General features: G+C 68.8%; 12 protein-coding genes. 5 read left to right on the top strand and 7 right to left on the bottom strand.

The window, feature by feature from the left end:
* The first annotated feature begins 106 nt into the window (after positions 1–106).
* A complete protein-coding gene (locus PYV00_RS04185; protein ID WP_275226995.1) occupies positions 107–358 on the top strand; it encodes a type II toxin-antitoxin system Phd/YefM family antitoxin in 252 nt (83 codons plus the stop codon).
* A complete protein-coding gene (locus PYV00_RS04180; RefSeq protein WP_275226994.1) occupies positions 355–780 on the top strand; it encodes a type II toxin-antitoxin system VapC family toxin in 426 nt (141 codons plus the stop codon). The genes PYV00_RS04185 and PYV00_RS04180 overlap by 4 nt, the downstream gene beginning before the upstream one ends.
* A gap of 27 nt (positions 781–807) precedes the next feature.
* Here the strand turns inward: PYV00_RS04180 and nadA are convergent, their stop codons facing one another.
* The 4 genes from nadA to PYV00_RS04160 form a co-directional block, all read right to left on the bottom strand.
* Positions 808–1,797 carry a quinolinate synthase NadA gene (gene nadA, locus PYV00_RS04175; RefSeq protein WP_275226993.1) on the bottom strand — a complete coding sequence of 330 codons (990 nt, stop codon included), beginning with the start codon at positions 1,795–1,797 and terminating at the stop codon, positions 808–810.
* An 84-nt stretch (positions 1,798–1,881) separates the two neighbouring features.
* Positions 1,882–2,655, bottom strand: a complete 774-nt coding sequence (locus PYV00_RS04170) for a hypothetical protein (RefSeq protein ID WP_342803795.1) — start codon at positions 2,653–2,655, stop codon at positions 1,882–1,884.
* A 64-nt stretch (positions 2,656–2,719) separates the two neighbouring features.
* Positions 2,720–3,460, bottom strand: a complete 741-nt coding sequence (locus tag PYV00_RS04165; protein WP_275226992.1) for a DUF4230 domain-containing protein — start codon at positions 3,458–3,460, stop codon at positions 2,720–2,722.
* A complete protein-coding gene (locus PYV00_RS04160; RefSeq protein WP_275226991.1) occupies positions 3,442–4,317 on the bottom strand; it encodes an MBL fold metallo-hydrolase in 876 nt (291 codons plus the stop codon). The genes PYV00_RS04165 and PYV00_RS04160 overlap by 19 nt, the downstream gene beginning before the upstream one ends.
* Before the next feature lie 106 nt (positions 4,318–4,423).
* Between PYV00_RS04160 and glpK the strand changes: the two genes are divergently transcribed.
* From glpK to PYV00_RS04145, 3 genes are all read left to right on the top strand, one after another.
* Positions 4,424–5,917: a glycerol kinase GlpK gene (gene glpK / locus PYV00_RS04155; RefSeq protein WP_275227024.1), complete on the top strand. Its 1,494-nt coding sequence runs from the start codon at positions 4,424–4,426 to the stop codon at positions 5,915–5,917.
* Positions 5,918–6,023: 106 nt separating this feature from the next.
* The gene (locus PYV00_RS04150) at positions 6,024–6,821 is read left to right on the top strand and encodes an esterase/lipase family protein (protein WP_275226990.1); all 798 of its coding nucleotides are present in this window, start codon (positions 6,024–6,026) and stop codon (positions 6,819–6,821) included.
* Positions 6,822–6,880: 59 nt separating this feature from the next.
* A complete protein-coding gene (locus PYV00_RS04145; protein WP_275226989.1) occupies positions 6,881–7,954 on the top strand; it encodes an LLM class flavin-dependent oxidoreductase in 1,074 nt (357 codons plus the stop codon).
* 95 nt (positions 7,955–8,049) lie between these two features.
* Here PYV00_RS04145 and PYV00_RS04140 read toward each other — a convergent pair whose 3' ends face one another.
* The 3 genes from PYV00_RS04140 to hflK form a co-directional block, all read right to left on the bottom strand.
* Positions 8,050–9,597: a Do family serine endopeptidase gene (locus PYV00_RS04140; protein WP_275226988.1), complete on the bottom strand. Its 1,548-nt coding sequence runs from the start codon at positions 9,595–9,597 to the stop codon at positions 8,050–8,052.
* 144 nt (positions 9,598–9,741) lie between these two features.
* A complete protein-coding gene (gene hflC / locus PYV00_RS04135) occupies positions 9,742–10,593 on the bottom strand; it encodes a protease modulator HflC (protein ID WP_275226987.1) in 852 nt (283 codons plus the stop codon).
* Positions 10,593–11,735, bottom strand: coding sequence for a protease modulator HflK (gene hflK, locus PYV00_RS04130; RefSeq protein WP_275226986.1), 1,143 nt, complete (start codon positions 11,733–11,735; stop codon positions 10,593–10,595). Before hflK ends, hflC begins: the two co-directional genes overlap by 1 nt.
* Between the last annotated feature and the right edge of the window lie 91 nt (positions 11,736–11,826).

The raw sequence follows: 11,826 nt of genomic DNA, 5'->3' as shown, positions 1-11,826 counted from the left end.
ATCGAAAGCGGCGTTCTAGGCCGGCCCGTTGCGCATGGCCAGTCCGGTGGGCGATTGACAAAATGGCCATGAGTGACAAGATATGGCCATATGAATGGAGCGCCGGATGGCCAGTTACAGCATCGCGACCACCAAGGACCGGCTATCCGCGCTGATTGACCGGGCCCGCGCGGGCGAGGACATCGTCATCACCAATCGGGGCAAGCCCACGGCGCGTCTGGTGCCGGTCGATGTGGATGGCTCGCCCGATGTCGTCGCCGCCACGGGCCGGCTGCGGGCACGCATCGCCGGGCATGGCGCGGCATCCATTCCCGTGCACCGCTTCGGCGACTGGCTTTACGAGGATGAGGCCGGTTGAGCCACTATCTCGACGCCAGCGTGCTTGTCGCGCTGCTGACTGACGAGCTGGCCAGCGAGAAGGCCGCCCGTTTCGTGGGAGAAGCGCGCCAGCCGCTTTACGTCAGCGATTTCGCGCGGGGCGAAGTGGCCTCGGCGATCTCGCGGCTGGTGCGGATGGGCGGGCTGGATGCGGCCGATGCTGGCGAGCGCTTGACGGCTTTCGAGGAATGGTGCGCCACCGCCGCACGCCCGCTTGCCACCGAAGCTGCCGACATTCGCCTTGCCGCCCTGCTGGTCGCCCGTTTCGCGTTGGCCTTGCGTATGCCGGATGCGATCCATCTCGCGGCGGCGCAAGCGCGCAGCATGACGCTGGTGACGCTCGACCAGCGCATGGCGGAAAAGGCAGCGGCACTCGGGATCGCCGTCGTCGTTCCCGATTGATCGGCGCGGACCGGCCTCTCGCAAGGCTCAGGTGCGCGCCCCCAGATCGCCCTTGCCCACGGTTCCGCTGGCCAGTTGCAGCATCCGGTCGAGGCTTTTCTTCGCGGCGAGGCGCAGGGGTTCGTCGATCTCGATGCGCGGCTTCAGGTCGCGCAGGGCGAGGTAGAGCTTTTCCAGCGTGTTGAGCGCCATGTAAGGGCAGATGTTGCAGTTGCAGTTGCCGTCCGCGCCGGGCGCGCCGATGAAGGTCTTTTCGGGCAGTGCCAGTTCCATCTGGTGGATGATGTGCGGCTCGGTGGCGACGATCAGCGTGTCGCCGGGCATCGTCTTGGCATATTGCAGGATGCCGCTGGTCGATCCGACATAGTCCGCGTGATCGACGATGTGCGGCGGGCATTCGGGGTGCGCGGCGATCGGCGCGCCGGGGTGCTGCGCCCTGAGCTTGAGCAGCTCGGTCTCGCTGAACGCCTCGTGCACGATGCACACGCCCGGCCACAGCAGCATGTCGCGGCCGAACTTGCGGTTGAGATAGCCGCCCAGGTGCCGGTCGGGCCCGAAGATGATCTTCTGGTCCTTCGGGATCTGCTGGAGGATGGTTTCCGCGCTCGAACTGGTGACGATCACGTCGGACAGCGCTTTCACCTCGGTCGAGCAGTTGATGTAGGTCAGCGCGATGTGATCGGGGTGCGCCTCGCGGAAAGCCTTGAACTTTTCGGGCGGGCACGAATCCTCAAGGCTGCAGCCCGCGTCCATGTCGGGCAGCACGACGATCTTGTCGGGGCTGAGGATCTTGGCGGTATCGGCCATGAACTTCACGCCGCAAAAGGCGATGACATTGGCGTCGGTCTCGGCCGCCTTGCGCGAAAGCTCCAGCGAATCGCCGACGAAATCGGCCAGATCCTGCAATTCGGGCTTCTGGTAGTAATGCGCCAGGATCACGGCGTTGCGCTCCTTGCGCAGCCGCTCGATCTCGGCGCGGACATCCATCCCGGTAAGGTCGGCGGTCATCACGGTCATGGCTTGCGTATCCCTTTGGCTGGCGGCCTATCTAGGGACCGTGCCGACAAGCCCCAAGGGGAAAATGCGTGCGCGCGGCGCGGGTCAGGGCCAATAGGCCGCCATCGGCCGGGCGCTGCCCGCGCTGCCGGCCAGGACGGAGCGGGTCAGGCCGATGCCCCCGTCGTTATAGGCGATGAGATCGGCCAGGATCTGCGTCACGGCGATGGCGGCGATGCCATAATACCATGCGGGGTGCACCCGGCCCGTGCGCCTTTTGTCGGCCAGCATTCCGAACAGCGGGAACAGCGTGGTCGCCGCGATCGTGATGCGCCATGACCAGGGCATCAGCAGCGGCATCGGCAGCAGCCGGCCCAGGCCCGGCCCGGTCAACCCCGCCATGGCGACGAACATCAGCCGCCGGTGCCAGTCGGTCCGGCGCCGCAGCACCAGCGCGGCGCCGACCAGCCCGGCGAAGCACAGCAGGTGCAGCGGATTGCTGACGAGGAATTCGTTCTGGTCGAAAAAGAACGGCCCGCCCGTCCGCCGCAGGGCGACCACGGTCATGGCGGTGCCCAGCACTACCATCACCGGAACCCACAGCAGGGCCAGCACGCCGAGCCGGCGGTGCAGCGCGACATTGTTCGCCGCGATCAGCCCCGTCTGCGCCAGATAGAGCACGATCCAGCCGAAAAAGACGAAGGCATGAACATGGTAGATTGGCGGGACCGCGAAAGTCGACCGGCCCATCACCAGATTGAGCGAGAAGCCCGCGACGATCACTGCCGCCATCAGGCAGGCCATGCGGAAGAAAAAGCGCTCTTCGCCGCGCGCCGTGGCCGTGTTTCCGGGAACCGGACTTTCGGGAATCGTCGCCACCAGAATCGCCCCACCCCTGCCGATGCGCAATTCTATGCGATTTCGCTCCGAACGGGAAGCGGGATCAGGGCTGGGCGGGTGCCGCCGTGGCCGGGGGTCGGGGCGCGGGTGCCGGTGAGGGCGCCTCGCCTTCGAAACGGGCGTTGACCGTCACGTCGCCAAAGCCCGCGACTTCGAGGGGAATGGCCAGGTTCTGGCGGATCGCGTCTTTCGCGGCGGCGCGGGCCAGGCCGATCAGCACCGGGTTCGATGCCTGCTGCAGCGCTTCCCGTTCGGCCGTGCGGGTATTGGCGCGGCTGAGGCTGTCCTGCGCCTCGCGCGTGATCCAGATGCCTTCGCGCAAGTATTGCGCGCGCGCCTCGTCCAGATTGGGCTTGCCCACCGTCAGCGGCGGCAGCAGCACGTCGAGCGTGCGGGTGTTCTGGTCCCACGTCAGGTGGTTGCGGTCCATCCGCGAGAGGTCGAGCGTGTAATCCACCCGCGCCGGGATCACCGCCACTTGCCGCGACTGGACCAGGCCCATCAGCCGGCTGTCCTCGGCCGAAACGACGGGGGCGAGCTGGGCGCTGAACACCGTGAGCCGGTTCTGCTTTTCGAAGGCGACCAGGCTGGTGCCCAGTGGATCGCCCGGCACGCCCGGCCAGAACGCGCGCCAGGCCAGCCAGCCGGCGATCGCCAGCATGGCGACGAAGAGCAGCCAGGGCACGCCTTGCGTGCGGGCCAGCGCCCCGGGATGTTCAGGCGCGGGGACAGGCGCTGGCGTGGGAGCCGGCGGCGTCTCTTCGGTCAAGCGATCGTGGTCCATTGCTCTCCTGAACGCATGACCGCGCCGCGCCGTTCCAGATCGATCAGATGCGCGAGCACCGATCGGCCGGCGGTGGGCCAGAGCCGCTCGTCCACGCCCTTGTACATCAGCGGCACCATCTCGGCGATCACGCCGATGCCGGCTTCGATCTGGCGCAGGATCTGCTTTTCGCGGCTGCGGCGGTGGCCGATCATTCCGCGCACGAGCTGGCGCGGCCTTTCCACCGCCGGGCCGTGCGCCGGGAAATAGACGCGGTCCTGCTCGCGCGCATAGAGCTTGGCGAGGCTGTCCAGATAAGCGGTCATGTCACCGTCGGGCGGCGAGATGACGCTGGTGGACCAGCCCATGACGTGATCGCCGGTGAACAGCGCGCCGCTTTCGGGCAGCGCGAAGCACAGGTGGTTCGAGGTGTGCCCCGGCGTTGCCAGCGCGGTCAGCGTCCAGCCCTTGCCGCCAATCCGCTCACCCTCGGCCAGCACGCGATCGGGGCGATAGCCGGAATCGAACGCGGCATCGGCGCGCGGGCCATCGTCCTCCAGCGTCAGCGGCGCGCAGCCGATCACCGGCGCGCCGGTATGCGCGGCCAGCGGCGCGGCGGCGGGCGAATGGTCGCGGTGCGTGTGGGTGCAGCAGATCGCCACCACGCGGGCATCGCTGATGGCATCGACCAGCGCTGCGATATGCTCCGGCTCGTCCGGGCCGGGATCAATCACCGCCACGTCATGGCCGGTGCCGACGATATAAGTCTGCGTGCCGGTATAGGTGAACGGCGACGGATTGCGCGCCAGCACGCGGCGCACCAGCGGATCGACCATTTCGGCCAGGGTATAGGGGCGATCTTGCGTGGCGGCGTCCATGGCAGGCGATATGGGAACGGCTTGCGCGGCTGTCGAGCGTTTGCTTGAGCAGGGCGAGGCCGCGCCGGCGGTGAGGCTGGAAAAAGGGGAGGGCCGGATGAATGCCATGGGCGAACTGATCCTGGTGATCGACGCGGGCACCACATCGACACGCGCCATGGTGTTCGATCGCGCCGGCGCCTTGCGTGCCACGGCCCAGCGCCTGCTGGCCCAGCACTATCCCCGGCCCGGTTGGGTCGAGCACGATGCGGACGAGATCTGGACCGATGCGCTGGCCTGCGCGCGGCAAGTGGTGACACAGGCCGGCGGGGCCGACCGGATCGCCGGCATCGGCATCACCAACCAGCGCGAGACCGTGGTGGCGTGGGACAAGCTCAGCGGCGAGCCCCTGTCGCGCGCGCTGGTCTGGCAGGACCGGCGCACCGCCGATGCCTGCGAGGCGCTGCGCGCGGCGGGGCATGAACCGCGTGTGCAGGCCATGACCGGGCTGGTGATCGATCCCTATTTCTCCGCCACCAAGATGCGCTGGCTGCTCGATCACGCGCCCGCAACGCGCGCCGCCGCCGCGGCCGGGCGGCTGGCGCTGGGCACGGTGGAAAGCTGGCTGGTGTGGAAGCTGACCGGCGGCGCGCACCTGTCGGACGCGGCCAACGCCAGCCGCACCAGCCTGCTGCCGCTGGGCGGCGCAAGCTGGGACGCGGGGCTGTGCGACCTGTTCGGCGTGCCCCTGGCCGCGCTGCCCGAAGTCGGCGACAGCGCCGGCCGGCTGGGCGAGACGCGGCCGGAATGGCTGGGCGCGCCCGTGCCGATCACCGGGCTGGCCGGCGATCAGCAGGCGGCGACGATCGGGCAGGGCTGCCTCGCCCCTGGCGAGACCAAGGCGACTTATGGCACGGGCGCTTTCGTGCTGGCCAACATGGGCGGCACGGCGCCGCGATCGCGCCACCGCCTGCTGGCGACCGTGCTGTGCCAGCTTGGCGGCGCGCGGACTTACGCGCTGGAAGGCTCGGTCTTCGTCGCGGGCAGCCTGCTGCAATGGCTGCGCGACAGCCTGGGCGTGATCGACGCCGCGCCCGATAGCGAGGCGCTCGCACGGTCGGTGCCGGACAGCGGCGGCGTGGTGATCGTGCCCGCGCTTTCGGGCCTGGGCGCGCCGCACTGGCGGCCCGATGCGCGCGCCAGCATTTCAGGGCTGACGTTCGCCACCGGCCGCGCCCAGGTCGCGCGCGCCGCGCTGGAAGCCATGGCGATGCAGACGCGCGATCTGGCCGAGGCTTTCGCGGGCGACGGCGCGACATGGACGCGCCTGAGGATCGACGGCGGGATGAGCGCGAACGACTGGATGGCGCAGGATCTGGCCGATATCCTGGCGATCCCGGTCGAACGCCCGGCTTTCATCGAAACCACCGCGCTGGGGGCGGGGATGCTGGCGGCGCTGGGCGCCGGCCTGTTCACCTCGCTGGACGCGGCCGCCGCCGCGATGGGCGGGCGGCGCGAAAGCTTCGAACCGGCGATGGCCGCGCCGGCCAGGCAGGCGCGGCTGGCGCTGTGGCAGCGCGCGCTCGCGGCGGTGCGGGCCGAGGCCACGGGCGGATTGTGACCGGCGTTTGAAGGCCGTCCGCATCAGATGACATTTTGAAGACAGCCGATTAAGGGAACCGCAAGGCGGCCGGATGCATTGTTCCGGCGAGGCAAGCAGACAAGACATGTTCGGCGATTTTCACCATGCCGCGTTGGCCGCGGGCAACGGCGTATTGAAGCAGGCGGGCCGCCAGGGCCTGCGGCTGCGCGGCGAAGTGATCCGCCGCGCCGTGCTGGCGCGCCAGGCCCAGCCCGCGGGCGTGGAAACGCCGTCGCTGCGGCTCTTGCTGGCGGAACTGCCCTCGCTGCGCCGGTCCACCCGGGTGCCGGCGGTGGCGCGCTGCGCCAATCCCCAGCCGGTGATGATCCTGCCCGGCTTCGGCTCGCACCCCCGGCGGATGCGGCCGATGGCCCAGGCGCTGGCGGCGGCGGGGCATGACGTGCACGAATGGGGCCTTGGCTTCAACCTTGGGCCGACAGAGGCGAACTTTGCCTTCCTGATGCGCCGCGTGGGGGCCATCGCGCGCGCCAGCGGCCGGCCGGTGGCGCTGGTCGGCTGGAGCCTGGGCGGGCTTTTCGCGCGTGAGATCGCGCATCGCCAGCCCGATAGCGTCGCCAGGGTCATCACCATGGGCACGCCGTTTTCAGGCGATCCGCACGCCAACAACGCCTGGCGCGCCTATCAGGTGATCACCGGCCATGCCGTGGACGCGCCGCCGATCGATTGCGATTTCGCGGCCAAGCCGCCCGTGCCGACGATCGCCTTGTGGAGCCCGCGCGATGGCGTGATCCATCCCCGCGCCGCCTGCGGCTGGCCGGGCGAGCGCGACCGGGCGGTGGCCCTGCGCTGTTCGCACCTGGGCTTTGCCAGCCACGCCACGGTGATCGCCGAAGTGCTGCGCCAGCTCGATATCGAGGATTGATTTTCCCGCCCCGCGCCGCAGACTGATCCATGCCGCGATCGCGGCGGGGAGATGACAGGATGCGTGAGATCTGGCGGGCCGGCGGCTCGAACACCGGGGCGAGCCCCGCATTGGCGCGCGCCGTCGAGGCCGAAGGCTGGGACGGCCAGATGTTCATGGATTCGCAGTGCCTCAGCGCCGATCCCTATGCCTTGATGGGGGGCTGGGCGGCGGCGACCGGGCGGATCAGGCTTTCGACCGGCGTGACCAATCCGCTGACGCGCAATCTGGCGGTGACGGCGGGCGCGGCGGCGACGATCCACGCGCTTTCGGACGGGCGGGCGGTGCTGGGCATCGGCCGGGGCGATTCGGCGCTGGCCTATCTTGGTCACGCGCCGGTTGGCCTGGCCCGTTTCGAACAGGCGATCGGCCAGTTGCAAGTGCTGCTTTCCGGCGGCGAGATCGCTTTCGGGGAATTCGGCCCATCGGGCGATGCGCCGTCGGTCCATGCGCTTTCGCTGGGCGGGCGGCCCGAGGGCGTGCGGCTGAAATGGCTGCCCGAGGGGCTGCCGAAAGTGCCGCTCGATATCGCCGCGACCGGCCCGAAAGTGATCGCCATGGCCGCGCCCGTGGCCGAACGCGTGACGTTCAGCGTCGGCGCAGAGCCGGAGCGGATGCAATGGGCGCTGGGCCTTGCCCGGCAGGCGCGCGCCGCCGCCGGGCTGGACGATGCCGGGATCTCCTATGGCGCGCAGCTTGTCGTCGTCTGCCATCCCGATGCCGAGCAGGCGATGGAGGTCGCCATGCACATGGCGCCGCCGCTCGCGCGTTTTCAGACGATGCAGGGGCAGGTCGGCCCGGCCGATGCCGTCGCGGCCGAGAACCTGGGCAAGGTCCGCCAGGGCTATGACATGACCGAGCACGGCAATATCGGCTCGCGGGAGCGCATTGTCGGCGGCGTGCTCTCGCCCGAATTCGTCCGCCGGTTCGCGATCGTGGGATCGCCCGAACATTGCATCGAGCGGTTGCGGGAATTGCGGGCGCTGGGCCTCGAACGCGTGGTCGTGGTCGGCCCCGGCTTCTATCCGGCCGACTGGGGCGAGGTGGCCGGCCTTTTCGCGCGCGAAGTGATCCCGGCGCTCAAGGCCGGCTGATCCGCGCTTTTGCGCAACGCTGCTCTTCCAAACGCCAGACGCCCGCCGGATGGGCCGGCGGGCGTCTGGTTTTCAGGTTACGGGCGCCGCCGCGATCAGCGCAGGCGGATCGGCACGTAGGCGGCAGGCTGGCCGCGCCGCTGGACGCGCAGCAGCACGGCATCGCGGCTGGCGCCGCGCGCGGTCTTGATCGTCTCTTCCAGCCCGGCGACATCGGTGATGTCGCGGTAATTGGCCTGGAGGATGATGTCGCCGCGCCGCAGCCCCTTCTGGCCCGCGTCGGACGAGGGATCGACCGCCGTCACCACCACGCCGCGCGTGCTTTCCGGCGCGCCGAGCTGCCGGGCGATCTGCGGGGTCAGCGGGATGACCGAGACGCCCAGCGACTGCTCGGTCACGCCTTCGCCCTGCGGCTGCGGCTGCTGCGGGCGGTTGAACGAATCGTCGCCCTGGTCGGCGTCGGGATCGAAGGTCTGCTGCGCCAGCTCTTCTTCGCTGGGGCGCTGGGCGACCGTGGCGGTCAGCGTCAGGCGCTTGCCGTTGCGCATGATCTCGATCGGGATGCGGGTGCCCGGCTGGGTGTTGGCGACCAGGAACGAAAGCGTCTGGTCGCGCGTCACTTCCTTGCCATCGACCTTGAGCACGACGTCGCCGGCCTGGAGCCCCGCCTTGGCGGCGGCACCGCCCGGTTCCACCATCGGCACGAACTCGCCCTTGTTGTGCGGGATGCCCAGCGAATCGGCCAGATCCTCGTCGATCGGCTGGACACGCACGCCCAGGTAGCCGCGCTGGATGGTCTCGCCCCGGATCAGCTTCTGCACGATCGGCGCGGCGGTATCGGCCGGAATGGCGAAGCCGATGCCGACGCTGCCGCCGGTGGGCGAGAAGATCGCGTTGTTGATGCCGATGACCTGCCCGTTCATGTCGAACATCGGGCCGCCCGAATTGCCCCGGTTGATCGAGGCGTCGGTCTGCAGGTAGCGGTCATAGGCGCTGTTGCTGCCGGTGTTGCGATAGACCGCCGAGATGATGCCCGACGTGACCGTGCCGCCCAGGCCGAACGGATTGCCGATGGCGATCACCCAGTCGCCCACGCGCGCGCTGCCCGAATTGCCGAACTTGACGAAGGGCAGCGGCTTGGTCGCGCTGATCTTCAGCACCGCCAGGTCTGATTGCGGGTCCTTGCCGACCAGCTTGGCGGGGTACTCGGTGCCGTCCGGCATGGTCACGGTGATCGATTCGACCTGGCCTTGCGGCCCGTTGGACGAGATCACGTGGTTGTTGGTGACGATATAGCCATCGGCCGAGACGATGAAGCCCGATCCCAGCGACTGCGCCTCGCGCGTCTGCGGGCCGCCCTGATCGCCGCCGCCGCCGAACAGGTCGGCGAAAGGCGTGCCGGCGAAGGGGTTCTGCGCTGCCGGGACTTGCACGCGCTGGCGCGTGGAGATGTTCACCACCGCCGGGGCAAGCTGCTCGGTCAGGTCGGCGAAGCTGGCCGGCGCGCCGGCGCGGGGGACCACGCGGCTCATCTGGCTGGATTCGTTCTGCGCGACCTGGGCACCGGCGGGAAGGCCAGTGACGAGTGTGAGAGTGGCGCCTCCCAGCAGGAGCGCCGTAGTCAATCCATAAGCGTATCGCACGGGCTTCACGTCCTTTTGATCCTCCGTTGCGCGGGTCTGCTCCGCAATCTCACCCGAACCGGCCGCGTTTTTGAGGCCTTCACGGCTTAACCGGGATTGAATGGCGCGGGCTGGCCCGCAGGCTTGGCCTGCCATGCCGTGGCGTCACGGTCCCCTGAATTCCTTGAGATAGGAATTGTCGGGCGAAAGCAGGATGGTGGTTGCCCCCTGATCGTCCGAGAAGGCAAAGTCATAGCTCTGCATCGCCCGGTAGAAATCGTAGAACTGGGGGTCCTTGCCGAAGCTTTCGGCATAAGTCTTGGCGGCCTGCGCTTCGGCATCGGCGCGGATCAGTTGCGCCTGCTTCTGGCCCTGGGCGCGAATCGTCGTCGCTTCCTGCTCGCGCACGGCCTGCATCCGGGAAAAGGCGCTTTCCAGCGCGCCGTCGGGCAAGTCGGCGCGCTTGATCCGCACGTCGACCACTTGCGCGCCATATTCGCGCGCCTCGCGGTCCAGCCCGATGCGGATGTTGTCCATGGCGATGCCGCGATCGGCGGTCAGCAGCGAATGGAACGTGCGCTTGCCCAGTTCCTGGCGCAGCACCGATGTCAGGATCGGTTCGAGCTGTTCCATCACCCGTTCGGGCGTGCCGGCGGTTTTGACCATGCGCACCGGGTCGATGATGCGGAAGCGCGCATAGGCATCGACGATCAGGCGAAGCTGGTCGGTCGAAAGCACCTGCTGCGGCTGCATGTCGACCGAAAGCAGGCGCTTGTCGATGCGATCCACCTGCTCGGCGAAGGGGATGCGCAGCGAAATGCCGGCCCCCGTCTCGCCATAAGGCGCATCGGGGCGATAGCGGTTGATCACGCGCACCGGCTCGCCGAAGCGCACGACCACGGCCTGCTCGGTCTCGGGCACGACGATCACGCTGGACAGCAGCGCGACCACCAGCACGGCCAGCGTGATGAGCGGCGCGCGCAAGTCACGCCAGTTGTAATCCCGCAAGGCCGGCATCACTGGCCTCCCTGCGCCGGAGCGGCAGCGGGGGGCGTGCGCCGCTGCAGCTGGGGCAGTGGCAGATAAGGCGTGACGCCGCCCGATTCGACGATCACCTTGTCGTTGTTGCTCAGCACCCGCTCCATCGTTTCGTAATACATGCGCCGCTTGGTCACTTCGGGGGCGAGCCTGTACTGCTCGTAGACCTTGTCGAAGGCCGCCGCGTCGCCTTGCGCACGGGCCAGGAGCTGCTGCGCCCAGGCGCGCGCGTTCGAACGGTCACGCTCGGCATCCTGCTGCGCGGCGGTGACTTGCTGGAAGGCGGAGATCACCTTGGTCGGCGGATCGGCTTTCTTGATCTCGACGCCCTGGATGGTCACGCCCGCGTGATAGCCGTCAAGAATTTGCTGCATCCGTTCGCGCACCGCCTGCTCGACTTGCGCGCGGCCCGAACCGGACAGCGCGCCGTCGAGCGAGATTTCCGCGATCGAGGAGCGCATAGCCGCCTCGGCCACTTCGCGCACGGTATCGTCGGGATCGGACAGGCGGAAGCGGTAGTCCTTCAGGTCCTTGATGTTCCAGCGCACCAGATAGCTCAGGTCGACCAGGTTCTGGTCGCTGGTGAGCATCAGCTTCTCGCTCTCGTTATCGGGGATGGTATAGCGCTTGATCGAGGTGACGTCGGTCACTTCCACGGCCTGCATCGGCCAGGGCAGCGTCAGCGAGACGCCCGGCGTGATCGTGCGCGAATACTTGCCGAAAGTGGTGACGATGCCCTGTTCCTTGGGCCCCACCATGTGCACCGTGGTGATGCCCAGCCAGATCAGCGCGATGCCGCCGACGATCAGCGGGAACCAGCTCTTGCCGTCAGGCCGCCGGGGCAGGCGCGGAATGCCGCCGCCCGGCCCGCCACGGCCGCCGCCCCGCCGGGTCGGCCCGCCAAAGATATCCTCGATCTTGGCCGATCGGCGCGGCTTGTCGGCCGGCGGCAGCCAGGGGTTGCCGCCACGCACCTTTTCCGGCGCGCCGCCCGCGGGCGCCTCGCCGTCCTGGCCAGCCTCTTCCCCGGCTTCGTCGCCGCGCTTGCCGCCGCCCCAGGGACTGCGCCCTCCCGCCATGGCGAACGCGCCGCGCGCCAATGCACCTCCGATCAATCTCATGGCTGTCACTATAGGAACCTCTTTCGCACAAAAACAGGGTCTCACGGTGCTTTTTCCTTGCTAGGGGGAGCCGATCAGGAACCGGCCGGCG

The organism is Novosphingobium album (ex Liu et al. 2023), assembly GCF_029076845.1.
GTDB lineage: Bacteria > Pseudomonadota > Alphaproteobacteria > Sphingomonadales > Sphingomonadaceae > Novosphingobium.
The sequence above is the reverse complement of the archived record's forward strand: the minus strand, read 5'-3'. Positions and strand labels throughout refer to the sequence as shown.

Bases quoted from the DNA above. Each gene is read 5' to 3' on its own strand.
- PYV00_RS04185 (WP_275226995.1), top strand. From the start codon at position 107: ATGGCCAGTTACAGCATCGCGACCACCAAGGACCGGCTATCCGCGCTG.
- nadA (WP_275226993.1), bottom strand. From the start codon at position 1,797: ATGACCGTGATGACCGCCGACCTTACCGGGATGGATGTCCGCGCCGAG.
- PYV00_RS04165 (WP_275226992.1), bottom strand. From the start codon at position 3,460: ATGGACCACGATCGCTTGACCGAAGAGACGCCGCCGGCTCCCACGCCA.
- PYV00_RS04160 (WP_275226991.1), bottom strand. From the start codon at position 4,317: ATGGACGCCGCCACGCAAGATCGCCCCTATACCCTGGCCGAAATGGTC.
- glpK (WP_275227024.1), top strand. From the start codon at position 4,424: ATGGGCGAACTGATCCTGGTGATCGACGCGGGCACCACATCGACACGC.
- PYV00_RS04150 (WP_275226990.1), top strand. From the start codon at position 6,024: ATGTTCGGCGATTTTCACCATGCCGCGTTGGCCGCGGGCAACGGCGTA.
- PYV00_RS04145 (WP_275226989.1), top strand. From the start codon at position 6,881: ATGCGTGAGATCTGGCGGGCCGGCGGCTCGAACACCGGGGCGAGCCCC.
- hflC (WP_275226987.1), bottom strand. From the start codon at position 10,593: ATGCCGGCCTTGCGGGATTACAACTGGCGTGACTTGCGCGCGCCGCTC.
- hflK (WP_275226986.1), bottom strand. From the start codon at position 11,735: ATGAGATTGATCGGAGGTGCATTGGCGCGCGGCGCGTTCGCCATGGCG.